Genomic DNA, 24,388 nt, shown 5'->3' on the forward strand with positions numbered 1-24,388 from the left:
TAATAAAAGAAACTCTAAAGGATGTTTAACACGCATTTTATTAACAAGGGGGGATTTGGTGTTTAAACAGGATTATCTTTATTGGAAATTGATCGAGGGGCTTCAGTTAGAGGGTGGCTACCGAATTCTCCAATTATCAAAATCAACTAATGAAGTTTGGTTAGAGGGGACACATAAAAATAAACCAAGAATCATCCGTATCCTACGCCATGATTTGGATTGGAGTAATTGGATGCAGAGGGATATGGAAATCGCAGCACAACGCCTTGAGCAGCTAAGAAAACGCCTATTTATCCGCAAACTGGATGCACTTAATATATATATTACGACATATCCACCTGTGGATGATTGGAAATACCGATTGGAAAGCCCAATCGTACCAGGTGCAAAAGGACTTACTACTTTACATACTGTTTTAATTGAATCAGAACATATAAATACAGGCCTAGAAGAAGTGTCAAAGTTTGTTGATACTGATTTTGATATAAATGAATCCATCTATATAGACATCGAAACGATTGAAAAGATCAAACGTAAGGTAATTACGGTTGCAAATCAACGGATTTCAAGTGAAAAGCAAATTTTCCAAAATGGAAAACCGTTTTTTACATATATCTTAATTGCGATTCAATTAGTGATGTTTGCTATCTTAGAATTGCATGGAGGAAGTACAAATACCGAAACCTTACTGAAATATGGAGCAAAGGAGAACTATCGAATTTTAAATGGTGAATGGTGGCGTTTTTTCACACCGATGATTTTACATATTGGATTCATTCATCTTCTTATGAACACCTTTGCGCTTTATTATTTAGGAACTGAGGTTGAACGCCTTTATGGAAAGCTAAGATTTTTATTGATATATCTATTTGCCGGATTCGTAGGAAGTCTAGCGAGTTTTGTGTTCAATGCAAATATTTCTGCAGGGGCTTCTGGTGCCATTTTTGGTTGTTTTGGAGCTTTATTATTTTTTGGAACAGCCTTTCCGTCTTTATTTTTTAGAACGATGGGACCAAATGTGATTGGCATTATTATCATCAATCTAGTCCTAGGTTTTATGATTCCTGGAATTGATAACTCAGGTCATATTGGGGGCTTGGTTGGAGGCTTTTTAGCGGCGAGCATTGTGCACTTACCTAAGCGTAAAGAATTTGTGAAGCGATTAAGTGGACTTATAGTGACAATCGTAACAGTTGGTGCCCTTTTTTATGTCGGATATGTTGTTCAGCCACATTCTGATAATCCACAATTTGTCGTGCAAACGGCACAGGAATATATTCAATCAAATGAGTTTCAAAAAGCATATGAGATGTTAAAAACTGCCGAGGAAAAAGGAACCGACTCACCTGAAGTATATTTTTATTTATCCTATACCGAGATTAAACTCGGTAAGTTTGAGGAAGCACGAGATCATTTAGAAATTGTCACGAGCAAAGCACCTGACATTTCTGAAGCACATTTTAATCTTGCTTTAGTCTATGTGCAGCTACAGGAATATGAAAATGCAAAAAAAGCTGTGGAACAAGCAATTAAAGTAGATCCTGATAACGAAAATTACAAAGAGTTGTTAAAAGAAATAAATGCCATGGAAAGTGGTTCATTGTAAAAAAAGCGTCTAATTAGACGCTTTTGTTTATTTTCCCAAAATAAGTATGTTTTTCCAGTTTTGCGTCAATCATGGATTAGTAGCCTTGAACAAGTTGCTTTTGGACGTGATTGGAGTGATACAGATGGGAAATGACGAAAAAGAAACGCCAAAACACCCGGTCTCAACAAGCCTAGAGGAAAACCGAAGTTATTTAAAAGAGGCTCTTGGGGTAGATAAAAGCTTTGATGTCATTCAAATCGACGTGGAATATGCTGGCAAGGAAATGTCGATGTTTTTAATTGATGGGCTTGTCAAAGATGATATGTTACATCTTCTACAAAAATTTCTCGCACAGCAGGATGAAAATACTTTAAAAATAGATGGTTTAGAAAAATTGCTTAAATCGTATATCCCTTATGTTGAAGTTGAAAGTGTAGATGACCTTGAGAAGGTTGTTGACACCGTGCTTGCAGGTCCAACTGCCCTTGTCGTTGAGGGATTTGAAAAGGTTATTTTAATTGATGCAAGAACATATCCAGTTAGGGGACCAGAAGAGCCTGATACTGAACGAGTTGTAAGAGGAGCAAGGGACGGCTTTGTTGAAACGATCGTCTTTAATACTGCTTTAACAAGAAGAAGAATTCGAGATAAATCACTTCGAATGGAATATATGCAGGTAGGGCGACGTTCAAAGACAGATATTGTTATTAGTTATATTGAAGATATCGCTGATCCAGAACATATTAAAGAAGTAAAAGATGCCATCTCAAAAATTGACACCGATGGTTTACCAATGGGTGAGAAAACAGTTGAGGAATATATTTCAGGTCGGCACTATAATCCTTATCCTGTTGTCAGATACACAGAGAGACCTGATACAGCAGCAGCACATCTTTATGAAGGCCATATCATTATTATGGTTGATGGTTCGCCAAGCGTTCTGATTACACCAACTACATTTTGGCACCATATGCAGCATGCTGAGGAATATCGGAATAGTCCAGTTGCTGGATTATACCTCCGTTTAGTTCGTTATTTTGGTGTGTGGGCCTCTCTCTTTTTATTACCACTTTGGTATTTATTTGCTGTTCATCCAGAACTGTTGCCAGAGAATCTAAGATATATTGGCCCAAATGACGAAGGAAGATTACCATTAATTTTACAATTCTTTTTAATTGAAATAGGAATTGATATGTTAAGAATGGCAGCGATTCACACGCCGACTTCCTTAGCTACAGCATTAGGACTCGTCGCTGCGATGTTAATCGGACAGGTAGCGGTTGAAGTGGGACTATTCACGAATGAGGTTATTTTGTATTTAGCGATCGCCGCAATCGGGACCTTCTCAACACCAAGCTATGAGATGAGTCTTGCAAACCGCTTAGCTCGATTGTTTTTGTTAGTAACAACGAGTATTTTCGGTATAATCGGATTTGTCGGAGGGATTACACTCTGGATCCTCTACCTTGCTCGAATGAAGTCCTTTAATGTCCCGTATTTATGGCCGTTTATTCCATTTTCATACAAAGGATTTAAGGATGTCTTATTCCGGGCACCCATTCCTTTAAAACGAAACAGACCCAAAATATTGCATCCACAAGATCCAGATAAATAAAATTTCACGGAGTGTTCTAAGTAGAGCACTCTTTTACAATTTTAAGGAGATTTAGGCGAAAGACTTGCGTGTTCCCCTTTTTTTGAATAAGCTAGATTATATTGTGGTATGCAGAAGGTGAAAAGGTGAAAACAATTTATGATATTCAACAATTTCTAAAAAAATTTGGAACCATCATTTACGTCGGTGACCGCGTCGCTGATCTTGAATTAATGGAATCTGAAATCCAAGAGCTCTACAATTCACAGCTCATTGAAACAAAAGACTATCAATCAGCCATTTTTCTCCTCCGTCAAGAAATCGTGATGGAAACAGAGAAAAGAGCGAAAAACAAATAAACAAGGGAATGGAATACATATGGAAAACTTATTAATGGGTATTGATTTGGGTGGAACAACGATTAAGCTTGCTTTTATTACCCAAGAAGGTGAAATTGTCACCAAATGGGAAATTCCAACTGATAAATCTGGAGATAAGATTATCCCAGACATTGCTGCGGCAATAGAGGGAAAAATGACTGAATTACAGCTAAAGAAAGAACAATTTGTTGGAGTAGGAATGGGAGCACCTGGACCTGTCAATTTCGAAGAAGGTGTATTTTATAAAGCGACCAACCTAGGCATGAAGGAAATGTTTCCTTTAAAAGCAGAGTTAGAGAAAACAATCGGGTTACCTGCAGCGGTTGATAATGACGCCAATGTCGCGGCTATCGGTGAAATGTGGAAGGGTGCAGGTGAAGGAGCGAAGGATCTAATCTGTGTAACATTAGGAACCGGAGTTGGTGGAGGAATCATTTCCAATGGCGAGGTTGTTCGTGGAGTAAATGGTGCAGGTGGAGAGATTGGTCATATCACCTCCATACCTGAAGGTGGTGCTTTATGTGGCTGTGGCAAGACCGGCTGTATTGAAACAATTGCATCCGCAACAGGTATTGCACGTTTGGCAAAAGAGGCGATTCAAACGAAAAATGAATCAAGTCTAATCCGTGAACAATTTGAGAGAACGGGTGAAATAACCTCGAAGGATGTTTTTGAAGCCGCAGCTAAAGGGGATGTGCTCGCAAAAAACATCATTGACCACGTAACGTATCACCTTGGCTTGGCATTAAGTCATATTGCGAATGGTCTTAACCCTGAAAAAATAGTTGTCGGCGGTGGTGTCTCAAAAGCTGGTGAACAATTACTACTACCATTAAAAAAACAATTCAAACGCTTTGCGTTTCCGAGGGTCGCGGACGGTGCCGAGATTACAATTGCCACTTTAGGAAATGATGCAGGCGTGATTGGTGCTGCGTATTTGGCAAAAACAAAGCTTTCTTAATTAATCCAAAAGTACTAGTAAAAAGAGATTTCACAATGAAATCTCTTTTTTTGCATTTATGTTAGAAAATTTAAAAGATTGTTACTTTTATTTACTATGAAACTTTCTAGTCAACTAATCGTCTTATATGTATATACATAATGTACATCATACCATTTTACAAAATTAGGTTTTTTTGATGATTGATTTTTCGTAAAAAAAATATTAAGATTAGGATTAGGTTTTTGTAAATTACCTAAAAATGGAATTGACAAACATAGGAATTGTGCTCCGCGGGCTTGAAAACAAGGAGGTATTTTGATGATTAAATCATCAACATTATCCAAATCTAAGTTTATCTTTTTAGCTGCATTTATGCTTTGGATAAAAACATATATCGTATATAAAACTAGCTTTGATATTAAGATAGAAAACTTGATGCAAGAGTTTATTTTACTCATCAATCCATTAAGTTTCTTATTGCTGTTCTTTGGTATTTCCTTTTTTATTAAGGAAAAACACCGTAACAAATTTATTATATTTGCTAGTTTACTATCTTCGTTTGTACTGTTTGCCAATGTTGTATTCTACAGATTCTTCAACGATTTTCTGACACTTCCTGTTCTCTTCCAAACCAGTAATATGGGGGATTTAGGAACGAGTATTACAGGGAATTTGAAGTTTACAGATCCACTAATGTTCTTAGATGTGGTCATCCTGATCTTAATTAACAAATATAAACCAAGCTTTTCGTTGGCTGAAGAAATTACGAAGAAGGAAAGAAGATCTTATTTCATTCTAGTTGCTGCCGTTTTCTTCTTTAATCTTGGATTAGCTGAAGCACAGCGACCACAATTATTAACAAGAACATTTGACCGCGAAATGTTAGTGAAAAACATCGGGACTTACAACTATCAAATTTATGATATCGTCCTTCAATCAAAATCTTCTGCACAACGTGCTTTAGCCGATAGCAGTTCATTTATTGAAATCGAAAACTACTTAAAGGCGAATCAAAAGGACCCAAGCGATAAATTTGGCATTGCCAAAGGAAAAAATGTCGTCATTATTTCGATGGAATCTCTTCAAAACTTTGTCATTAACGAAACTATAGATGGTCAAGAAATCACACCATTCTTAAATAACTTAATAAATGAAAGCTATTACTTTGACAATTTCTATCATCAAACAGGCCAAGGTAAGACATCAGATTCTGAGTTTTTATTAGAAAATTCATTGTATCCACTTGGCCGCGGGGCTGTTTTCTTTACACATGCAACTAATGAATTTACAGCAACACCTGAGGTTATTAAGGATTATGGATACTTTTCGTCCGTTTTTCATGCGAATAATAAAACTTTCTGGAACCGAGAAATCATGTATGATTCCTTAGGATACAACAAATTTTTTGATGTTGAAAGCTATGAAGTAACAGAAGAAAACTCAATTGGTTGGGGCTTAAAGGATAAGGAATTCTTTGAACAATCTATTGATCTTTTGAAATCTCAGCCACAGCCGTTTTATTCGAAATTTATCACATTAACCAATCACTTTCCTTTTGAACTTGAGGAAGAGGATCGAATGGTAAATGAATTTGATTCCAATTCTAGAACGTTGAATCGTTATTTTCCAACTGTACGCTATATGGATGAGTCCATTAAAGTCTTTTTCGAGCGACTTAAAGAAGAGGGAATGTACGAAAATACAATCTTTGTTCTATACGGCGATCATTATGGAATCTCGGAAAACCATAATAAAGCGATGGCACAGTTTTTAGAAAAAGAAGAAATTACACCATTTGATTCAATCCAACTACAAAAGGTACCTTTAATCATTCACATCCCTGGTGTGACAGACAAGAATCCCGAAGTAATTTCAACAGTAGCTGGACAAATCGATTTAAAACCAACGATCTTGAGTCTTCTTGGTATGGATATACAAAACGATGTCCATTTCGGAAATGATTTATTTTCAAAGGAAAAATTACCGTTTGTTGTATTAAGAGATGGCAGTTTCGTCACAGAAAATCATGTGTTAACAAAAAATACCTGCTATGACAAAGCAACAGGTGAAGAGTCTGAAATGAGTTTTTGTGAGCCGTATATGGAAAAAGCGGGATTTGAATTAGATTACTCTGATGAAATTGTGTATGGAGACCTTCTCCGCTTTTATAATGGAACATCCTATCGTGAACCAGTACCAGAAGTGTACGCGGAATAAGAAATTGTAGCCTTGGCCAATTGGTCAAGGTTTTTTTCAAATGACATGAAGTACATCCTCTCACTCATAGAATAGTAGGAGAAGCAACTAAGGAGGTTTTTTGGTGAAGGTAAAAGTCCGCCCAGGTGACACGCTTTGGTATTATAGTCAATTGTTTGCAATCCCATTACATTTACTTACCGACTCCAATTTACATGTAAAGAGTACCAAATTGCAGGTAGGAGAAAAGGTGAACATTCCAGGTTTTGTATCAAGACCCTATACAATTGAAACTGGTGATACGTTATGGAAGCTTGCCAAATCACATACACTTTTGGCTGATGCTTTATTTTTAGTAAATCCAGGGATTGATGCAGAAAATCTACAAGTTGGTCAAACCATTCAATTACCAGAGAGAGTTGTGGATCCGATCGTTAATGGAAATCGGAAATATGACTTTGAAGATCTGATGAGGGATATCCAGGAATTACAAGGGATCTATCCATTTTTACAAACACGTCCAATTGGGAAATCTGTATTAGGAAAAGAATTAGTAGAGTTACGATTGGGAAGAGGCGTAAAAAAAGTTCATTGGAACGGATCTTTTCATGCGAATGAATGGATAACAACCAATGTAATCATGACCTTTCTAAATGAGTATTTATTAGCGCTAACCAATATGAGACCAATACGTGGGTTTTATGTTGAACCACTCTATTTAGAAGTAATCCTATCAATTGTCCCAATGGTAAACCCAGATGGAGTCGATTTAGTCCTCCAAGGACCTCCTGAACAGGAACCATATAAACAGGAAGTAATTTACATAAACAATGGAAGTCTTGATTTTAAAGACTGGAAAGCGAATATTCGAGGAGTCGATTTAAATAATCAATTTCCGGCTAACTGGGAAATTGAAAAAGAGCGAAAAGAGCCTAAGGCACCTGCACCACGAGACTATCCCGGTGATGCTCCATTAACCGAACCTGAGGTCATTGCGATTGAACAATTAACAAGGTCCTCCAATTTTAACTCTGTATTAGCCTTCCATACGCAAGGTGAGGTCATTTATTGGGGCTATGAAGGACTGGAGCCGCCTAATGCTGAAACGCTGGTAAAGGAATTTTCAAGAGTGTCAGGATATGAGGCAGTGCGCTTTGTCGATAGCCATGCAGGCTTTAAGGATTGGTATATTCAAGAGTGGAGACGCCCGGGGTTTACATTTGAATTAGGTAAAGGTGTTAATCCACTGCCACTTTCTCAATTTGAAGAAATTTATCAGGAAACGCTTGGAGCCTTTTTGGCTTCGTTGTATATGTGATAGTGTTGTAATAAAGTCGTTTTTTTCTTCGGCTTTTTTTCTTGCTTTGAAACTTTTTAACATGCATAATCGTATTATCTGTTAAGGGAAAAATACTACATAGAAGACTTAGTTTTGTATAAAAAGACAGTATATGTTTATCTTTTATAAAGAGGTGATTATCGAGTTGGTGAGAAATTGGATATTCGTTTTTATGTTTCTTTTTCTACTAGCTGGCTGCAACTCTCATCAACCGTTTGATATAAGTGATGTGCCAAAAAGTAGTAATAAGAATGTTTCCAAGGGCCCTTTGCCATCTGAATTTTTAGGAGAAAATCAGCGATTACAACCGCTTGACCTCCAAGGAGAAGAATTCAATATTGTGGGCGATTGGTATGATGATGAAAGTATTCTATATGTGATCGATGAGAACGGAACTTCTACCATTTACAGGTATCATCTATTTACAGGTGAAAGGGAGTTATTTTTGAACACAAAAGCTCCTGTACTAACCATGAAGGCAAATGAAGACCACTCCATGTTTTTAATACATACTTCAGATTCCCAAAACCATGTGAAGTTAACAGTAGTCGACAAATCAGGCAATGTACAATATGAATGGCAAGTGAATTCCTTTGATTTGTTTTATAGCTGGAATCCATACAATATAGATCAGGTTTTTGTTACTTCGTTTTTAGAGGATTGGTCATTTCAAACCCACTTGCTTGATATAAAGGTTCAGCAGACAACGAATTATGAGGTGTTTCAACCGTTTATTCAATGGATAAATTCAAACACAATTTCCTATTTGAAATGGGATCAAAATGCGCTTGATTTCTTTGCGCCGCTTTATTCGTACCATTTAAATACGAAAACAGAGGGACTTTTATTTGAAAACATTATTTCTTTTGCAACCTATAAGGATTTGTTAGTTACGTATGAATTAAGCAAAGGAGAGGATTCGGTTGCAAAGATTGGATTTTTCGATCCTGAAAAAAATAAACAGCTACATGAATATAAAATGCCCCTTTTGAGTGATTATTCAAAGTGGTACATTCCGTCTTCAGACTATGTTGTGGGGCAAAAGAAATTCTATTCGTTTAAGCCATATTCGACTGGTGCATTTGATACGTATGGAGAAAAATTTGAGCTTGTTTCCTATGATATGAGTACTGGAAAGGAAGAAGTTATACTTGAAAAGGTAGATGATCAACCACTTAATTTTTCCCCAAATGGGTTCCTATGTTTATACGGATTTCAATTCGAAAAGTTCATTGATTTGAAGACAAAAAAGGTTGAGGATCTTATTATATTTTAAAGTAAAAAGCCATCGAGTTCCCGATGGCTTTTTAAAACTTTTCATATTAGTGAGCTGTTGGGAAACCATGTTTCCAAATTGTCATGATGGTGAACCAGCCTAATACTAAAAAGATTCCTGTTGAGAAAAGTATGGCTAAAAGGTTTTTTTCGCGTAATGAACGAATAATACCAAATGCAGCTAAAATGACGATTAAAGAAAAGATAATCATTAGACCCATATGTCTTACCCCCTTGCTATAATCAATGTTTCAGTTAATAGTGAGCCTTTACTTCATATTCAATACTATTTTTCCCATAGCATGAAAATTTACAACATCACAAAAAGGTAAAATGTTGTTCAAAAGGCTGAAAACCCTTTATGTAAAGAAATAGATAGATTCAATTTATATTCTAATGGTTTTATCCAGTTTTGTCGAGGAGGAAAAAGTGACACTTTGAAGACAAATGTTTTCTTAGAAAAAGCATTGGAGCAATTAGTTAAGCGCTTTTTCGTTTTCGTTCTTTAGTGTAGAATAGAGGGTAGATTATAAAGCAATGGAGGAAAAATAATGAAATGGCAAAGGATTCCGCTAGGACCATTACAAACCAATGCATACATACTTGCAAATTCCAAGAAGGAATGCGTCATCTTTGATCCAGGTGGAGATGGGCAAAAGTTAACGGCCATTCTACGCAAGCAAGCCCTAACACCAATTGCTATTCTATTAACACATGCCCATTTTGATCATATTGGTGCCATCGATGATTGCTTAGCCCATTGGAATATTCCTGTATATATCCAGGAAAAAGAGAAAAACTGGCTAAAGGATCCTGCTTTAAATGGGTCAGCTTATTTTATTCCTGGACAAGAAATATTGTCAAATGTAGAGCCCACGATTCTTCCGAAAGAAGGAGAACTTTCCGTTGGTGACTTTACATTCGATCTTTTTTATACGCCAGGGCATTCGCCAGGAAGTGTTTCGTATTATTGTAAAGAGCTAGGAGTAGTATTTTCAGGAGACGCCTTATTCCAAGGAAGCATCGGCAGAACAGACCTTCCCGGTGGAAGTCATGAGCAATTACTGGATAGCATTCATAAAAAATTACTCACTTTACCGGAAGAAACCATCGTCCTCTCAGGACACGGTCTAGAAACAACCATCGAAGCCGAAATGGACTCAAATCCTTTTTTAAACGGGTTTTGACTACGAAAAGCGCAAGGCGCCCGTCTATCGGCGACAAGAATAAGACGAGCGCTGACAGAAGGCGCTTCTTGCCTTCCGAAGCGATTGGCTTAGACCAGAGAGCTGATGGCGCATGGAGCTAGACATCGAAAACTACGTAAAAAATTGAATACTTTCTTATTCTTTTTAAACTTTTTAAAAAGAAAAGGTCCGACTCCAAATAGTCAGACCTTTTCCTGGGGATGTTAGCACTAAGAATACCTTCTTAATGCCCTGAAATTTTGGCATGTGCCAAGACTTATATATCCGTATAATGGGAGGGATATTGTAAGCTACTAAAATTACAATATAATAATATAAACACTGTGTCAATGGTGAAAACTAGCAAAAGGTGAGAAGATGCAGCACATACTAAAAGAACTTATAAAATCATCTCCAAACAACAAAATTACATATGAAGAGTATATGAGTACCGTCCTTTATCATGAAGAAAAAGGTTATTATATGAAACATGAAGAGAAGGTAGGTAAAAAGGGAGATTTCATCACAACCAGCAATATCTCTAATGTTTTTGGTAAACTATTTGCATCTGTGTTCCATATATTAATCATGCATGAAAAAATATCTCCGTTTATCTGTGAAATTGGTGGAGGAAATGGGAGATTCGCAAAAGCAGTATTGGACGAATTACAGAATACCTACAAAGAAACATATCAGAAAATCACATATATCATGATTGAAACAAGTCCGTACCATCGACGCTTGCAGCAGGAGCTTCTCCCGATTGGAAAAAAAGTAATCCAGTTTCAAAGTTTAGATGAAGCTAAAAAGAATTTTCCAATATATAATGGAATTCTTTTTTCAAATGAATTGTTTGATGCGTTCCCGGTTAGAGTGATTGAAAAGCAAAATGATAACATGTATGAAGTGAAAATCACATTGAATAAGGACGAACAGCTTTGTGAAATTCTTGAACTGCTTGCGGATACGTGTATTCTGCACTATTTAGATCATTCGAAGATAGAACTTGCTAATGGACAAAGATTTGAGGTCCCACTTCAAATGCTTTCTTATCTAAAGGAGTTAAATGAGTTTCTTGGAAATGTCGTTGTCTTTACCGTTGATTACGGATATTCAAATAAGGATTGGATGGAACCTGCTAGAAGGAAGGGGAGCCTTCGTGGCTATTACAAGCATCAGTTAATTAACAATCCACTTGAATATCCAGGTCAAATGGATCTTACCACCCATATCCATTTTGATACACTTATTTCAAGTGGTACAAAACATGGACTTGAATTTGTGAGGAAACTAAGACAGGATGAATTTCTACTTGCAGCGGGGATTCTGACATTTTTACAGGATAACTTTGATTCGAATCCTTTCTCAGAAAAAAGTAAACAAAACCGTGCCATTCGTTCACTTATCATGGATGAAGGAATGAGTACTGCTTTTCAAGTCCTTATCCAGCAAAAAAATAGTAAAATAAATTGGGATCATGTTTTCCAAGACAAATAAAAAAAGCGATGTTTCCATCGCTTTTTTTAGTGACCTCCGCCTAAAGGCATCATAAATGTGGTGTAGTAAGAGAAGGCACAGAAGAAAACAGTTAAATATGCGCCAAACACGTAAATATACATTCTTTCAGACAATTTTAAGTAGCTTAAAAGGACGAAAAATCCGGTTTGTGCAAAGAAAATTAGTGCTAGAACATCCATACCACCAACGAAGAACATTACTGAAAAGATACCTGTCCAAAAACCTAAAACACGGTACATACGTTCCATATGTATATTTCCCTCCCTTGTAAATGATAAACACTCACTTTTATTATTATAATGTAACGATTACATAAATGTAAACATTACTTTGCGACAATTGCGTGATAACTGCAAGAATTACATCCGAGAATGATGTTTTCTGACTCTTCTAGCACCACATCGTCAAATAGTAAATCAAACATTCCTCTTAGAAAGGCATGATGCATACCACAAACCGCTTCAAAATTTTCTTGTGCAATTTCTTTAAAAGGACAATTGTTAATTTTTAAGAAAATCTTGGTCTTATCCTTATTATGGTCTAAATCTGGATAAAAACCCGCCACTTTGGATGCCTTTTTTAAAATGTCTAGCTTTTGATCAAACGTTAGCTCATGAATCGAAACAGGGGTTTGATGGTTGACCAATTCCTCACCAAATCGTCTACCTGTTTGTTCAAGCGCTTTTTTACCTATATCACCAAGGGACGCCATTGTTTCAATTGCAATTTTTGAAAGTAACTGATAGTCGCGAAATGGAAAATTAATCTGAATATGATCATTCGATAATCGGTACAGGCGACTTGGTCTGCCACCTTTTCCTGTTTTTCTGGCTTCGGAAACAAGCATATTTACATCTTCAAGCTTTGTTAAATGAAGTCTTGCTACATTCGGATGAATATCAAATTCCTCTGCGATTTCTTGTACGGTGACATCTTCATTTCGTTTAATAATGTATTGATAAATATAATATCGTGTTGGATCTGCTAAAACATTCGTTATTTTTAGTGTCTGTTCCACCGTCATCACTCCTTGTGAGCCTAATGTTACTCTCATTATAGTACAGTTAAATACCATCAATAAGTGATTTATATCACTTGTAGGTAAATGTTCACAAAACTACAAAGTATTTTACAGCTTGATTAGCATATTTTTTATGCGACCAACATATAATGTATTGATTCCTCCTAATGATAGATAAATCTTGAATCGCTTTTAAAAAATACAACCATCATGGCAGTGGTTGTATTTTTTATTGTCTAAACGTTCAAATAAAGTTCACAATTATTTTTTCGGAAAAAGAAGGAGTTTGTAGATTTTTGTTGAAATATGATACCTGCAAGAGAAAAAAATAATATAAAAGGAGTGAGAAGTATTTGAGTGAAATCGAACACCTCGGTGATCAATTGATCGAGGATGCTTGGTCAATGAGTGCATCTGATATTCATTTTGTCCCCAAAATCAATGATGCCATGATCCAATACCGACTCGATAGTGATTTATTTAATAAGCAAACGGTCCCAAAAGATGTTTGCGAACGCTTGATTTCCCATTATAAGTTCCTTGCTGGAATGGATATTGGAGAAAGGAGAAGACCACAAAATGGGGCGATAACCCTAAATCTCAAAGGAGTAACCATTAACCTTCGATTGTCTACACTGCCCACACCTTACAACGAAAGTCTAGTCATACGTATCCTACCTGAAACACCATCTCATTCTCTTGCAAATTTATCGCTTTTTCCAAACATGACAACTAAATTGCTCTCCCTTTTGAAGCATTCACATGGCCTTATCATCTTCACAGGTCCGACAGGCTCAGGCAAGTCTACCACCCTCTATTCCTTACTGCACGCAACGAAGAAGATTTTCAACCGAAATATTATTACATTAGAGGATCCAATCGAAAAAAGAAGTGAAGATGTCCTACAGGTTCAGGTGAACGAGAAGGCAGGAATCACCTATGCCCATGGTTTGAAGGCAATTTTGCGGCATGATCCCGATATTATAATGGTAGGCGAAATCCGGGATACTGAAACAGCTAAAATTGCAGTACGCGCAGCTCTCACGGGTCATTTGGTGCTGTCAACGATGCATACAAGAGATTCAAAGGGTGCGATTTATCGGCTGTTAGAATTTGACGTATCCTTGCAGGAAATTGAACAAACCTTAATTGCCATCGCAGCACAAAGGCTTGTTGATCTAAAATGTCCATATTGTGAAGGGAAATGTTCACCGCTTTGTAAGAAGTATCGAAAAGTTAGAAGGGTAGGTGTGTACGAGCTTCTGAACGGACATGCCTTAACGGAAGTAATGAAGGAAGCAAGGGGTGACCAAGCAGAGTATCACTACGAAAAATTAAAAGATGTCATTAAAAAAGGAATTGCCCTTGGATACTTATATCCGGATGCGTTAGAAAGATGGGTTGTCAATGATGACAAAGAAAGGAAATAAAAATTGGACATTAAAAGAACAGTCCTTATATTTAAGTAGAATTGGGGACCTACTTGACCAAGGCTATTCTTTTGAACATGCATCACAATTTTTACTTTTTCAGCTTCCGAAAAAACATAGTCAAGATGTGACCTCCATTATTGAAACCTGTAAACAAGGTGAATCTTTGTACACAGCCTTCAGCAAAGTCGGCTTTCACAAGGATATTTTAGGTTATATTTATTTTGCTGAGCAGCATGGTGATGTTTCATTTGCACTTCGTGAAGGAAGTGCGATGCTACAAAAAAAGCTGAACCATCTTGATAAAGGAAAAAAGCTCATTCGCTATCCATTAGCCCTTTTGTTATTTGTTGGTTTTATGTTCACGATGATTGAAAAAATTCTATTACCACAGTTTGAAAGCCTATTTACCTCCATGAGTTATGAACAAACGTTGATTTCCAAGCTTTTAGTAAGGCTCCCAGAACTAAATCGATATTTGTTCCTCATTATCGGTTTACTAATAATCATTAGCCTCGCGTATTATTTTCTTCATTTTCAAAAAAGACCTCCCGTTGAAAAAATGAAGCTACTCTTAAAGATACCCATTTTAAAAAAAGTAATGATTATGTATAATTCCCATTTCTTTTCTGTACAGCTCAGTAATTTGTTAAAAGGCGGATTATCGATTTTTCAAGCTTTAACCATGTTTGAGCAGCAACTTCACTCGCCGTTTTTTCGAGAAGAAGCAAAAGAAATGAAGATGCTATTGAGAGCGGGTAACCGTTTTGAAGAAATTTTGAGAGTACGAAAGTATTACGAAGCAGATTTAGCGATGATTATTCTGCATGGTCAATCAAATGGAAACTTAGCAAGCGAACTCCAGCACTATAGTCAATATGTTATGGAAAAAGCCGAGGAAAAAGTGACAAGATTATTAGCGATTGTACAACCAATTTTATTTGTGATTATTGGAGTCATCATCATGCTCATGTATGGGGCCATCATGATTCCAATGTTTCAGCTATTAAACGGAATATAGAAAGGAAGAATTAATTGAAACTTAACAATCAAAAGGGGTTTACCCTTGTAGAAATGTTAGTTGTATTATTAGTTGTATCGATCCTGCTCTTGATAACGGTACCTAATGTGACAAAGCATAATTCTGTCATTAAGAATAAGGGATGTGAGGCAATGATCAAAATGGTTGAGGCGCAGGTGCAAGCTTATGAGATGGAGGAGGGCCATGATCTATTAACATCGTTGGATCCGTTAGCAACTGGCGGATATTTTAAGAGTAATGAGGTCCCTGCCTGTCCTAATGGAGACATAATCAAGATGGATTCAGATCTAAAATTGTTCATGAAAAGCCTACCAGTTAATGAAAAAGGCTTCACCTTAATCGAAGCATTGCTTGTCCTTTCTATCGTCATCATTATTTCCTCAATTGGTCTTCTACAGCTTAGACCCCTCCATGAATCGAAAAAAATGGATCAATTTCTAGAGCAGCTTCAAAACGATATTTTTTTAAGTCAGCAGTATGCAATCAGCAATAGTGAGCCGGCCACACTGTATTTTAGTTCGAGTGGCTCATATTATCGGCTAACAAAGGGGGATTCGCAGGTAGCATTCATTATTCGAAAAATTGATCCTGCCATCCACATTCAATTTACAACGCTTGGTCAGAAATTAGTTTTTACAAGTAATGGAAATATCCGGCGTGCTGGTGAAATTAGATTTCGATATAAAGAGAGTGTCTATATTGTCACGTTCTTATTAGGAAAGGGTAGGTTTTATGTTAGTAAAGGATAAACGGGGATTTACGATGGTAGAGATGCTTCTGTCAGTATCCATCTGGCTAATGCTTTGTGTGACGCTTCTTCCGCAGTTAATGCTTATCATTACAGAACGAAGGAATACAGAAATTTTTAATATAGGAACTCAATTACTTTCGGAAGAACTACAAAAAGAGTATAACGGTGAATCATCAATAAATCACTTGGTGAAATACGGGGTTACCTACAAATTTTCAAAAAATTTTAGTGAGAAGTTTCAAAAGTGGGAGCTTTGTGTTACTTGGGAGGACAAGCTTTCAAGAACGTATGAAAGATGTGGATTTCTAAATGGCGAGTAATGAAAAGGGTTTTACATTTGTTGAAATGCTCGTCACCTTTTCAATCCTTCTTGTCATTCTTGGATTTATTGCACCATTCCTGAGTGTAATTTATCGAGATAATGGGGAACAATTTAACAAGTTAGAATGGCAAATCCTAATTCAACAAATGAAAATGGAAATCCGTGAAGCGAGAGATATTACCGTTTCAAGTGGTGAGTCTTTGTCTTTTTATAATGCAGCGGGTGATGTAGTAAGATTTGAAAAATATACAGATAAAATAAGAAGAAGGGTAAATTCAAAAGGGCATGAATTGCTACTCCAACATATCACAGCTGTTACATTTGAACCAAAAATCAATGGCTTTTTAATTACAGTTGTGACGGTTGATGGTAAGACGTATCAAGCCTTAATCTCATCCCTAACATCAGTGGAGGTTAATTAATGATGAAAAATGAAAAGGGTTTTATCCTGCCGGTTACCATCGCGATTTCATTTTTGTTTTTTCTCGTTTTTACCTCTCAGGTCAATGCTTTTCTGACGGAAAAAGCCTTCTCAAAGGAAACGGAAGAAATTTTAATTTTGGAGAATCTAATGCAACTGGGAGTAGGAGACATGAAGGAAATATTATGGGGTGAAGTAGAAAGCAAAGAATTAACGGGCTCATTCAATTATCCAAAAGGGATCATCACCTATAACGTTTCACCCGCAACAATAACAACATCGTATATTACTTTAATATGTAAGACAAATGAACAACGTAAAAGCAGTGCACGCTTTGTGTACGATTATGAAACAAAAGAGATTAGCTCTTGGCTAGATTTACGCTAGAACAAATTTTTGTGGTTACATTTATATCATGGTGGAAATAATAACATTAAGGCTCGAAAAGGTAGGTGTCATTATGTCTACAAACGATTATGTGAAATTTGTAACCCAACAGTTTGTCAAGTTTATAGACCAACCGAAAGAAGTTCGGAAAGCTACGAGGCAACAGCGTAAGGAAGAACAGGCTCCATTAACAAATCGGTGGTTTGGAATTTTGCCATTAGCTGTATCGCTTATGTTTAAGAAGAAGAAAAAAAGAGGGAGCTGACTTTGGTCGTCAGCTCTCTTTTTGCTGAAGTATATCCCAGGCACCATCAGCTTTCTGATCTATGCTATTCGCTTCGGAATGTTTTTTAAAAACAAAATTTACTACTAGTCGTTTCTATTCACAACCTGAAATTAGTATGATAGAGTAATAGGTACTTATAAAGTAGGAGTGACAGGTTAGATGACTACAAAAGAAGAAAAAATTGTTGATCAGTTGAATCGACCTTTACGTGATTTGCGTATTTCTGTCACAGATCAATGTAATTTCCGTTGCTCTTATTGTATGCCTAAAGAAATCTTTGGAGATGATTATTCATTCTTACCGCAAGGAGAATTATTATCCTTTTTTGAAATAGAAACGTTGACAAGAAGTTTTGTCAAACTAGGTGTGCAAAAGATTCGGTTAACCGGTGGAGAACCTTTAGTAAGAAAAAATGTCCATGAGCTTGTTGAGCGTTTAACTCATATAGAAGGTATTGAAGATATTGCACTCACAACAAACGGGGTATTTTTACCGAAATATGCAAAGCAATTAAAGGAAGCAGGGCTTCAGCGTGTAAATGTAAGCCTTGATGCAATTGACAATGATATATTTAAAGGAATGAATGGTCGTTTAGTTGGCGTGAAACCTGTACTAAAAGGAATTGAAGCCGCACAGGATGCAGGACTCCTTGTGAAAATGAACATGGTCGTTCAAAAAGGCAAAAATGATTCGCAAATTTTACCGATGGCTCGATATTTTAAAGAAAAGGGTATTACCCTTCGCTTCATTGAATTTATGGATGTTGGTACGACAAACGGTTGGAATTTCGATCAGGTCGTTTCGAAAAAAGAGATTCACGACCTCATCAACAGTGAAATGCCATTGGAACCAGTAGATGCCGAGTATTTCGGTGAAGTAGCAAAACGATATCGTTATGTGGGGACAGAAGTGGAAATCGGATTCATCTCATCTGTTACAGAATCCTTCTGTTCAAGCTGTACAAGAGCAAGAATTTCCGCAGATGGTAAGCTATATACTTGTCTGTTCGCAACAGCGGGGCATGATTTAAAATCATTAGTTCGTTCGGGTGTATCCGAGAGTGATATTGATGAAGCACTAAAATCAGTATGGCAGGCAAGACGTGATCGTTACTCAGATGAACGTACAGAGGAAACGGCGAAAAAACGCAAGAAAATTGAAATGTCATATATTGGTGGGTAAATGGAAAGAGGTGCTTCGTAAATGCAGCACCTCTTTTTATTATAATCATGCCGTTGATCTCTCGGTCCTACCTGACCTTATTAACCAACGGTGAATAGGTATTTCAACTAATGTAATGACCAGAGCTGTTAAGATTGCGCCCCATAGGGTCACTCTTGCACCATCGTAAAACATAGTAAGAAAATATACTACAAGTGCTGCTGTAACAAAATCGGCTATATCTGTCATTACTGTTGTATCTCTTCTAAGCATCATTCTTTCCATTAGGTAACCAATAATGGCTAACAGTACTCCAATACCGATTGGCTGATACCATGCCACTAAATCAAAACTATTAAAAATGCCAGAACAAATAGCTACAACCAAAGGTAATAAAATAATCTTCATAATAAATCCAGTCATAGCATTCACACCTCCTTAAGAGATATTTTTTACATAAGAAGAAAAGAATATGTAATTTTAACGATCCGTTTCTACAACGGTGATGTTTTTTACTCTCTCCGTATCTGGTTCAAAGGTGATATTTACAAGAACACCGAACTCTCGATTATCTTGTTTTAACCAAAGCTTAAAACGTTCTACATACATGCCATTTTTCTTATATCTTCCAACATGTAAATAATCTACAATTTGGGCAGATGGGTATCGTTTTTGTGTTTCTTCCATCGCGAGCCTTCCCCATTTTGCATATTCAGGTACCGGTTTTTTAGATTCGGCTGTAGTAATGGAGGAATCATTCAAGAGAAAAACAGTAGGGGATAACAACAAACTTAAACAGCACCCAATCAATATTTTCCGTAACATGACAAACACCTCGCTTTACACTTAGATTTCCCATCTAAACGGTAAAATTATGCAGATGAAATGGGAATGTATGGTATTATGTATTATGAAAAAAGGGGGAGTGTTGATGAGAAGGCCATTAAAAAACTTTATTTGTGTTTTTGTTTTACTTACTTTGTTTGCATGTAGTACGGAATATGCTGCCAAAAATCCAAAAGATGGTGTGCTTACTCCAGTCAAACAAAATGAAAGGAATACACAAATTATTAGTTCACTCGGTTTTGATACATTGTTAATGTACGACCTTGATATAAAAAACGAAGACATCAAAATGATTCATCTTTGGATTGAACATTATAAGAATGGGGAAAAACAAGAAGATCTCTTAAAGGGTGCAACCGGTACGAGTGAAAAAATGACAGTAGCCGCTTCAAAACTGGACTTCAAGATAGATGATTCTACTACCTATTCACGTTGGACTTACTCCGTAGCTGATGGAACCGCGATATCAACATTTGAGTCATTACTATATAAAGAAAATTTAGGAATGGGTCAAACATGGGTAGACGATACAATAAAACTAGAAGCAGAAAAACCAATTACCTTAGCATTAATCGCAAGGAATGATGGAAATGGTGTTAGAATTGGACTAGAAGATGAAGTGATAAAGGATACAATTAAAGATAGTGATGAAGTATTTGTCATAAAAGCGATGATTAGCATAAAAGAAGATTACCAATGAGAAGCGATCCGTTTTGGGTCGCTTTTTTTACGTGCTGTATGATATGTCCAGCAAACGCACATATTATCATTATGTGGAATGATGTAATGGGAGGAAAGATCATGCGGAAACAACTATTTTTTATGTTGATTATCCTATTAAGTGTATCCCTACTTGTTAGCTGTAAGGGTGATGACAAAGCTAAAGAAAAAAAAGACGAAGCTGAAACAAAAATTCAACAAGTGGAAGATAAAATAATCAACCTAGGCTCATTAGGGTTCACAACAGATGACCTCGTAAAAAATTGGAATGAAGCTCAAGCAGTAATGAACGATTCCGATAAAATTGACCAAATAACTATAAGAAATGGAGAGTTTAAACACGATGTTAATGATGGAATGATTCTCGAAGGAATTGTAAATGAAACAACCAATGAGGTCATTCGATTATCAATCGTGAAAAAAGACCAAGAAGCAGATAACCTCAATACAACCTTAGACAAATATGAGGACACAATCGCTGCCTTCTTCTTATTGGTTGCAGTAACAAACACAGAAGAGGCTGTCAAAGACCAGGACATCGGAAAAGTCACATATAAGTTAGGCCTCCTTCGTGACAAGGATAAAAAAATCAACGGAACCGCTACACTAAACAATGTTACATATAAGGCGGAGGAAAATGAGCGGGGATTGGTGTTGTCGGCGGTGGAGAAGACAGATTAATTAATAGTGAAAGCGACCCGTGGTGGGTCGCTTTTTCTTTTCAATATGACTTTAATTTTCCATGAAAGAAAGCTTGTACCTCTTCGATGGTAAGGCCAAGTTTCTTTGCTTCAATCAACAGCTTTATCCATTCTGGATCTAGATTCATTGTTTTGTTCAGTATCATGATTTCCCCCACTTTTAGTCGAACTTTTCATTCTGTCCTCTTGTTGATTTTGCCAATTCCGGAATCGTACAAAGTTTTGAAATTCACGAAAATCCTCTTTACTTAGTCCTTCATCAACCGCTTTTTGTAACAGGGTAGTCCACTCATTATCTAACATGTCATCTGAGTAAGCTGTACTTTTTTCTTCCTTACCTAATAAAAACTCCACACTTGTATCTAGCGTCTCAGCTATTTTAGTTATAAACTGTAGAGAAGGATTCTTTTGAACATCACGCTCTATGTAACTTAAATAAGATTTTGAAACACCAGCACGTTTTGCGAGCTCAGTTATTGAATATCGTTTCTTCCTCCTTAATAGCCTAATTCTCTCACCGATCATCTACCTTCTCCTCATTATTTAAGATTTCTTAATATGTTCATTATAAGAAACAATTAATTCTTTATAAAGTTATAAAATAGTACGTAAAACGGAGAAATAGTAAGATAACAAGCGATAAATGTTCTTTATTAAGAAAATACCGCTGATTTTGATATTTTTAAAAGTTAGTACTAATGGGCTATACTTTGAAAAAAATCTCTTATAAAGAACAAAAAAGGACATCTTTAAAAATTGCTACTATGAAAGGACTTTGATCTATGTATAAAAAAACTTGTGATAGATGTTTCAGGTCATCCTTCAGTGCTACTAATATCGGAAAGTGGCTGTGTCCTGTATGCCAAAAAGATTTGTCTGGTCTTAAAGCAAGGGATGCTGAAGCCGATAGCTTCAAAAGCTTTACTTTTACTGATATCAAAATACAGGGTCGTTCAAATACCGTAATAGAAAAATACATATAAAATTTGCTTATTACCAAGGATTTCCTATGACCATTATTGACATTAAGGGAATCCTATTTGAAATGTTATTTTTTCAGGGTTCTTAATAATGAAAATGGAATGCGTGAATTTTTGTATCATATATATTAAATATTTAATAATATTCTATTGTTCAAAAAGTCAAATCATGCTATAGTTCAAATATGTACTTTATTAAGAACGTAAGTGCACATACAAATGTAAGGAGATTTATATTATCTATGGGAAAAAAGCATATCGGTGTTCAAATTAAGACGTTGAGACTCCAACACGGTCATACCTTGAAGGAATTAGGAGAAGAAATTGACTTTAATTACAGTAATCTTTCCAAAATTGAAAGGGGTATTCGTAAGCCAACTGTCGAGTTTCTAGAAAGGCTCACAAACTATTATAAGGTTGATATCTCTTATTTTTTTGATGTAGACAGTAAGGATCCAAACAATAGGGTTGCGATGGATATGGATTGGTTTATGTTATCACAAGAAATGAAAAGTAAGAATGTTACTTTTGAAGAATTAAAAGCAATGGCAGACACAATAGCAAAGATAAAAAGCTATAATACACTAAAGTGAAAAGTAGTTCGAATTTACCAAAAATTAGTTGACATGTTCTTTATGGAGAACTAAAATAGGGATATAGTTATAGTTTTCCGAATTGAACAATTCGAAATTTTTTATCGAATAGAAGTTCTTAATAAAGAAAATTTTAAACGTGAAAAATATAAAGTAGGTGGATTTGTGAGAACTAATAAAAATATTAACAATTATAATTCTTTAGAACAAATTTCAACAAAGGAAATAGATATAAAGCATATATTTTTAATAATAAGGAATAGATTTTGGGTAATTGTAGTTTTTTCTATAATCGCAATTATGGGGGGATACTTTTATTTAAGTAATTTTCATACACTACTCTACAATTCATCAACTAGAATAATACTTGATGCCCAACCCGACTATATCAGAACCCTACAAGTTATTATCAGAGATCCAGCAGTTTTAGAAGGTGTTATAGAAGAGCTTAACTTAAATAAATCACCTGAAGGATTAGCAGGACAAATTAAAGTTGACAGTATCGATGGTTCTCAAGTAATAAAAATAAATGTTGTTGATACTAATCCAAAAATGGCAGCAAATATTGCAAATAGTACAGCTACTGTCTTCAAACGTGAAATTGCTACAATACTAGATTTTAATGGAGTTACAATTTTGTCTAATGCAAAAGTTGAACCCTTTCCTATAAATGATAACAAGTTAAGAACATTAATATTAGGGATCATTGTTGGCATTGTGGTTGGTGTAGGCTTTATATTCTTATTGGAATCTCTTGATAATACACTTAAAACTGATGAAGAAATCCAGTCAATTCTTGGAATTCCAGTATTAGGTAGTGTTTCAAAAATTAATAAAAAAAATACACTAAGGAAAAAAATAAAACTAAATAAAATTAAATTAAAGGGTGAAACAATTGATTCATAATTTGCAAAAAAATAAAGTTGGAAAAAGGAAAATGTTAGCAACACATTTATATCCTGATTCATATATATCTGAACAATATAGAACAATTCGTACTAATATACAATTTATTAATGGTATTAAAAAAAATCAATCTATTTTAGTTACCTCACCTGAAATTAAAGAAGGGAAATCGATTACATCTATAAACCTTGCTATATCACTTGCACAACAAAAGGAGCGTGTTTTATTAATTGATTCAAATTTGAAAAACCCATCTATACATACCGCATTTAATATAAATAATTCATTCGGTCTAACTGATATATTAAAGGGAACTCTTTCACTTGAGGAAACGATTGTAAAAACTGAAATCGCTAGATTAGAGTTATTAACAAGTGGACAATTATCCTATAATTCTTCTGAATTAATTGGTTCAAGGGCAATGTTTGATTTACTTAAAATGGTTGTAAATAAATATGATATTGTACTAATTGACTCACCTCCAATCTTAAAATCATCAGATACAAAAATACTTTCAAATTTATGTGATGGTGTAGTACTAGTTATTAAAAGTGGAAAGACAGAAACAAATAAAGCAATTGAAACAAAAAGGTTATTAGAAATAGCAAAGGCTAGAATAATTGGAGTGGTCATAAATAGTATTAAATAAAATAATTTTTATTTTTTTGTTCGTTATAAAGAAAATGACGTTCTTAATTTTCGATATTAATTGGTGATGTCTCCTTACCACTATAAATCGGAGGCACTCGGTCATGCTGTGGGTTAACAACCTTAGACGCAAGTCGTCGATAGTGTGGTGTG

General features: G+C 35.7%; 28 protein-coding genes and 2 pseudogenes. 23 read left to right on the forward strand and 7 right to left on the reverse strand.

Annotated elements, in window-relative coordinates:
* The first annotated feature begins 58 nt into the window (after positions 1 to 58).
* The 7 genes from ABC371_RS13890 to ABC371_RS13920 all read left to right on the forward strand — a co-directional run bounded on the left by ABC371_RS13890 (position 59) and on the right by ABC371_RS13920 (position 9,316).
* Positions 59 to 1,606 (forward strand): rhomboid family intramembrane serine protease, encoded by a 1,548-nt coding sequence (locus tag ABC371_RS13890; RefSeq protein WP_412897332.1) that lies wholly within the window; start codon positions 59 to 61, stop codon positions 1,604 to 1,606.
* 124 nt (positions 1,607 to 1,730) lie between these two features.
* Entirely contained in the window at positions 1,731 to 3,203 is a 1,473-nt protein-coding gene (locus tag ABC371_RS13895; RefSeq protein WP_412897333.1) for a spore germination protein, read from the forward strand.
* Positions 3,204 to 3,328: 125 nt separating this feature from the next.
* A complete protein-coding gene (locus ABC371_RS13900) occupies positions 3,329 to 3,541 on the forward strand; it encodes a YqgQ family protein (RefSeq protein WP_412897334.1) in 213 nt (70 codons plus the stop codon).
* Between the two features lie 19 nt (positions 3,542 to 3,560).
* Positions 3,561 to 4,523: an ROK family glucokinase gene (locus ABC371_RS13905; RefSeq protein WP_412897335.1), complete on the forward strand. Its 963-nt coding sequence runs from the start codon at positions 3,561 to 3,563 to the stop codon at positions 4,521 to 4,523.
* Positions 4,524 to 4,826: 303 nt separating this feature from the next.
* Positions 4,827 to 6,722 (forward strand): LTA synthase family protein, encoded by a 1,896-nt coding sequence (locus tag ABC371_RS13910; RefSeq protein WP_412899355.1) that lies wholly within the window; start codon positions 4,827 to 4,829, stop codon positions 6,720 to 6,722.
* Positions 6,723 to 6,825: 103 nt separating this feature from the next.
* On the forward strand, positions 6,826 to 8,019 hold the full coding sequence (locus tag ABC371_RS13915) for a M14 family zinc carboxypeptidase (RefSeq protein WP_412897336.1): 1,194 nt from the start codon (positions 6,826 to 6,828) through the stop codon (positions 8,017 to 8,019).
* Positions 8,020 to 8,188: 169 nt separating this feature from the next.
* Positions 8,189 to 9,316: a YqgU-like beta propeller domain-containing protein gene (locus ABC371_RS13920; protein ID WP_412897337.1), complete on the forward strand. Its 1,128-nt coding sequence runs from the start codon at positions 8,189 to 8,191 to the stop codon at positions 9,314 to 9,316.
* A gap of 46 nt (positions 9,317 to 9,362) precedes the next feature.
* Here ABC371_RS13920 and ABC371_RS13925 read toward each other — a convergent pair whose 3' ends face one another.
* Positions 9,363 to 9,536: a DUF2759 domain-containing protein gene (locus ABC371_RS13925; protein WP_116354509.1), complete on the reverse strand. Its 174-nt coding sequence runs from the start codon at positions 9,534 to 9,536 to the stop codon at positions 9,363 to 9,365.
* A gap of 330 nt (positions 9,537 to 9,866) precedes the next feature.
* Here ABC371_RS13925 and ABC371_RS13930 point away from each other — a divergent pair, with 330 nt between their 5' ends.
* Positions 9,867 to 10,502 carry an MBL fold metallo-hydrolase gene (locus ABC371_RS13930; RefSeq protein ID WP_412897338.1) on the forward strand — a complete coding sequence of 212 codons (636 nt, stop codon included), beginning with the start codon at positions 9,867 to 9,869 and terminating at the stop codon, positions 10,500 to 10,502.
* A 378-nt stretch (positions 10,503 to 10,880) separates the two neighbouring features.
* On the forward strand, positions 10,881 to 11,999 hold the full coding sequence (locus ABC371_RS13935) for a class I SAM-dependent methyltransferase (protein ID WP_412897339.1): 1,119 nt from the start codon (positions 10,881 to 10,883) through the stop codon (positions 11,997 to 11,999).
* Positions 12,000 to 12,025: 26 nt separating this feature from the next.
* Here ABC371_RS13935 and ABC371_RS13940 read toward each other — a convergent pair whose 3' ends face one another.
* Together ABC371_RS13940 and ABC371_RS13945 are read right to left on the reverse strand one after the other, a co-directional pair.
* Positions 12,026 to 12,268 carry a DUF2626 domain-containing protein gene (locus ABC371_RS13940; protein ID WP_412897340.1) on the reverse strand — a complete coding sequence of 81 codons (243 nt, stop codon included), beginning with the start codon at positions 12,266 to 12,268 and terminating at the stop codon, positions 12,026 to 12,028.
* A gap of 77 nt (positions 12,269 to 12,345) precedes the next feature.
* Entirely contained in the window at positions 12,346 to 13,038 is a 693-nt protein-coding gene (locus ABC371_RS13945) for a helix-turn-helix transcriptional regulator (RefSeq protein WP_412897341.1), read from the reverse strand.
* Positions 13,039 to 13,394: 356 nt separating this feature from the next.
* Here ABC371_RS13945 and comGA point away from each other — a divergent pair, with 356 nt between their 5' ends.
* The 9 genes and pseudogenes from comGA (at position 13,395) to moaA (ending at position 18,862) form a co-directional block, all read left to right on the forward strand.
* Complete coding sequence (gene comGA, locus ABC371_RS13950) at positions 13,395 to 14,471, forward strand: competence type IV pilus ATPase ComGA (RefSeq protein WP_412897342.1); 1,077 nt, start codon at positions 13,395 to 13,397, stop codon at positions 14,469 to 14,471.
* The gene (gene comGB / locus ABC371_RS13955) at positions 14,449 to 15,492 is read left to right on the forward strand and encodes a competence type IV pilus assembly protein ComGB (protein ID WP_412897343.1); all 1,044 of its coding nucleotides are present in this window, start codon (positions 14,449 to 14,451) and stop codon (positions 15,490 to 15,492) included. Before comGA ends, comGB begins: the two co-directional genes overlap by 23 nt.
* A 53-nt stretch (positions 15,493 to 15,545) precedes the next feature.
* Positions 15,546 to 15,800 (forward strand): annotated as a pseudogene (comGC, locus tag ABC371_RS13960) (competence type IV pilus major pilin ComGC); the annotation flags it as partial.
* Between the two features lie 93 nt (positions 15,801 to 15,893).
* Positions 15,894 to 16,262 (forward strand): annotated as a pseudogene (gene comGD / locus ABC371_RS13965) (competence type IV pilus minor pilin ComGD); the annotation flags it as partial.
* The gene (locus tag ABC371_RS13970) at positions 16,246 to 16,584 is read left to right on the forward strand and encodes a hypothetical protein (protein ID WP_412897344.1); all 339 of its coding nucleotides are present in this window, start codon (positions 16,246 to 16,248) and stop codon (positions 16,582 to 16,584) included. The pseudogene comGD and the gene ABC371_RS13970, both read left to right, overlap by 17 nt.
* On the forward strand, positions 16,574 to 17,008 hold the full coding sequence (gene comGF / locus ABC371_RS13975; RefSeq protein WP_412897345.1) for a competence type IV pilus minor pilin ComGF: 435 nt from the start codon (positions 16,574 to 16,576) through the stop codon (positions 17,006 to 17,008). The genes ABC371_RS13970 and comGF overlap by 11 nt, the downstream gene beginning before the upstream one ends.
* Positions 17,008 to 17,394 (forward strand): competence type IV pilus minor pilin ComGG, encoded by a 387-nt coding sequence (comGG, locus tag ABC371_RS13980; RefSeq protein WP_412897346.1) that lies wholly within the window; start codon positions 17,008 to 17,010, stop codon positions 17,392 to 17,394. The genes comGF and comGG overlap by 1 nt, the downstream gene beginning before the upstream one ends.
* Before the next feature lie 73 nt (positions 17,395 to 17,467).
* Positions 17,468 to 17,659: a YqzE family protein gene (locus ABC371_RS13985; protein WP_412897347.1), complete on the forward strand. Its 192-nt coding sequence runs from the start codon at positions 17,468 to 17,470 to the stop codon at positions 17,657 to 17,659.
* Between the two features lie 180 nt (positions 17,660 to 17,839).
* Positions 17,840 to 18,862: a GTP 3',8-cyclase MoaA gene (gene moaA, locus ABC371_RS13990; RefSeq protein ID WP_412897348.1), complete on the forward strand. Its 1,023-nt coding sequence runs from the start codon at positions 17,840 to 17,842 to the stop codon at positions 18,860 to 18,862.
* A 45-nt stretch (positions 18,863 to 18,907) separates the two neighbouring features.
* Here moaA and ABC371_RS13995 read toward each other — a convergent pair whose 3' ends face one another.
* Positions 18,908 to 19,264 carry a DUF2512 family protein gene (locus ABC371_RS13995; RefSeq protein WP_412899356.1) on the reverse strand — a complete coding sequence of 119 codons (357 nt, stop codon included), beginning with the start codon at positions 19,262 to 19,264 and terminating at the stop codon, positions 18,908 to 18,910.
* A 57-nt stretch (positions 19,265 to 19,321) separates the two neighbouring features.
* Positions 19,322 to 19,666 carry a YqzG/YhdC family protein gene (locus ABC371_RS14000; protein WP_412897349.1) on the reverse strand — a complete coding sequence of 115 codons (345 nt, stop codon included), beginning with the start codon at positions 19,664 to 19,666 and terminating at the stop codon, positions 19,322 to 19,324.
* A gap of 106 nt (positions 19,667 to 19,772) precedes the next feature.
* Between ABC371_RS14000 and ABC371_RS14005 the strand changes: the two genes are divergently transcribed.
* Complete coding sequence (locus ABC371_RS14005; RefSeq protein WP_412897350.1) at positions 19,773 to 20,387, forward strand: hypothetical protein; 615 nt, start codon at positions 19,773 to 19,775, stop codon at positions 20,385 to 20,387.
* 101 nt (positions 20,388 to 20,488) lie between these two features.
* A complete protein-coding gene (locus tag ABC371_RS14010) occupies positions 20,489 to 21,088 on the forward strand; it encodes a ligand-gated ion channel (protein ID WP_412897351.1) in 600 nt (199 codons plus the stop codon).
* A gap of 40 nt (positions 21,089 to 21,128) precedes the next feature.
* Here the strand turns inward: ABC371_RS14010 and ABC371_RS14015 are convergent, their stop codons facing one another.
* Both ABC371_RS14015 and ABC371_RS14020 read right to left on the reverse strand, forming a co-directional pair.
* Positions 21,129 to 21,254, reverse strand: coding sequence for an anti-repressor SinI family protein (locus ABC371_RS14015; protein WP_412897352.1), 126 nt, complete (start codon positions 21,252 to 21,254; stop codon positions 21,129 to 21,131).
* The gene (locus tag ABC371_RS14020; protein WP_412897353.1) at positions 21,199 to 21,633 is read right to left on the reverse strand and encodes a helix-turn-helix domain-containing protein; all 435 of its coding nucleotides are present in this window, start codon (positions 21,631 to 21,633) and stop codon (positions 21,199 to 21,201) included. The genes ABC371_RS14015 and ABC371_RS14020 overlap by 56 nt, the downstream gene beginning before the upstream one ends.
* 697 nt (positions 21,634 to 22,330) lie before the next feature.
* Between ABC371_RS14020 and ABC371_RS14025 the strand changes: the two genes are divergently transcribed.
* From ABC371_RS14025 to ABC371_RS14035, 3 genes are all read left to right on the forward strand, one after another.
* Positions 22,331 to 22,681 (forward strand): helix-turn-helix domain-containing protein, encoded by a 351-nt coding sequence (locus ABC371_RS14025; protein ID WP_412897354.1) that lies wholly within the window; start codon positions 22,331 to 22,333, stop codon positions 22,679 to 22,681.
* A 165-nt stretch (positions 22,682 to 22,846) separates the two neighbouring features.
* The gene (locus tag ABC371_RS14030; protein ID WP_412897355.1) at positions 22,847 to 23,587 is read left to right on the forward strand and encodes a YveK family protein; all 741 of its coding nucleotides are present in this window, start codon (positions 22,847 to 22,849) and stop codon (positions 23,585 to 23,587) included.
* Positions 23,577 to 24,236 carry a CpsD/CapB family tyrosine-protein kinase gene (locus tag ABC371_RS14035; protein WP_412897356.1) on the forward strand — a complete coding sequence of 220 codons (660 nt, stop codon included), beginning with the start codon at positions 23,577 to 23,579 and terminating at the stop codon, positions 24,234 to 24,236. Before ABC371_RS14030 ends, ABC371_RS14035 begins: the two co-directional genes overlap by 11 nt.
* The last annotated feature ends 152 nt before the right edge of the window (positions 24,237 to 24,388 follow it).

Origin of the sequence: Bacillus jepli (assembly GCF_047238305.1) — a bacterium.
Classification (GTDB): domain Bacteria; phylum Bacillota; class Bacilli; order Bacillales; family Bacillaceae_L; genus Ferdinandcohnia.

Bases quoted from the DNA above. Each gene is read 5' to 3' on its own strand.
- ABC371_RS13970 (WP_412897344.1), top strand. From the start codon at position 16,246: ATGTTAGTAAAGGATAAACGGGGATTTACGATGGTAGAGATGCTTCTG.
- comGB (WP_412897343.1), top strand. From the start codon at position 14,449: ATGATGACAAAGAAAGGAAATAAAAATTGGACATTAAAAGAACAGTCC.
- ABC371_RS13935 (WP_412897339.1), top strand. From the start codon at position 10,881: ATGCAGCACATACTAAAAGAACTTATAAAATCATCTCCAAACAACAAA.
- ABC371_RS13995 (WP_412899356.1), bottom strand. From the start codon at position 19,264: ATGACTGGATTTATTATGAAGATTATTTTATTACCTTTGGTTGTAGCT.
- ABC371_RS13895 (WP_412897333.1), top strand. From the start codon at position 1,731: ATGGGAAATGACGAAAAAGAAACGCCAAAACACCCGGTCTCAACAAGC.
- ABC371_RS13985 (WP_412897347.1), top strand. From the start codon at position 17,468: ATGTCTACAAACGATTATGTGAAATTTGTAACCCAACAGTTTGTCAAG.
- ABC371_RS14025 (WP_412897354.1), top strand. From the start codon at position 22,331: ATGGGAAAAAAGCATATCGGTGTTCAAATTAAGACGTTGAGACTCCAA.
- ABC371_RS14010 (WP_412897351.1), top strand. From the start codon at position 20,489: ATGCGGAAACAACTATTTTTTATGTTGATTATCCTATTAAGTGTATCC.
- moaA (WP_412897348.1), top strand. From the start codon at position 17,840: ATGACTACAAAAGAAGAAAAAATTGTTGATCAGTTGAATCGACCTTTA.
- ABC371_RS13925 (WP_116354509.1), bottom strand. From the start codon at position 9,536: ATGGGTCTAATGATTATCTTTTCTTTAATCGTCATTTTAGCTGCATTT.
- comGG (WP_412897346.1), top strand. From the start codon at position 17,008: ATGATGAAAAATGAAAAGGGTTTTATCCTGCCGGTTACCATCGCGATT.
- ABC371_RS14015 (WP_412897352.1), bottom strand. From the start codon at position 21,254: ATGATACTGAACAAAACAATGAATCTAGATCCAGAATGGATAAAGCTG.
- comGF (WP_412897345.1), top strand. From the start codon at position 16,574: ATGGCGAGTAATGAAAAGGGTTTTACATTTGTTGAAATGCTCGTCACC.
- ABC371_RS14005 (WP_412897350.1), top strand. From the start codon at position 19,773: ATGAGAAGGCCATTAAAAAACTTTATTTGTGTTTTTGTTTTACTTACT.
- ABC371_RS13940 (WP_412897340.1), bottom strand. From the start codon at position 12,268: ATGGAACGTATGTACCGTGTTTTAGGTTTTTGGACAGGTATCTTTTCA.
- ABC371_RS14000 (WP_412897349.1), bottom strand. From the start codon at position 19,666: ATGTTACGGAAAATATTGATTGGGTGCTGTTTAAGTTTGTTGTTATCC.
- ABC371_RS14020 (WP_412897353.1), bottom strand. From the start codon at position 21,633: ATGATCGGTGAGAGAATTAGGCTATTAAGGAGGAAGAAACGATATTCA.
- ABC371_RS13905 (WP_412897335.1), top strand. From the start codon at position 3,561: ATGGAAAACTTATTAATGGGTATTGATTTGGGTGGAACAACGATTAAG.
- ABC371_RS13930 (WP_412897338.1), top strand. From the start codon at position 9,867: ATGAAATGGCAAAGGATTCCGCTAGGACCATTACAAACCAATGCATAC.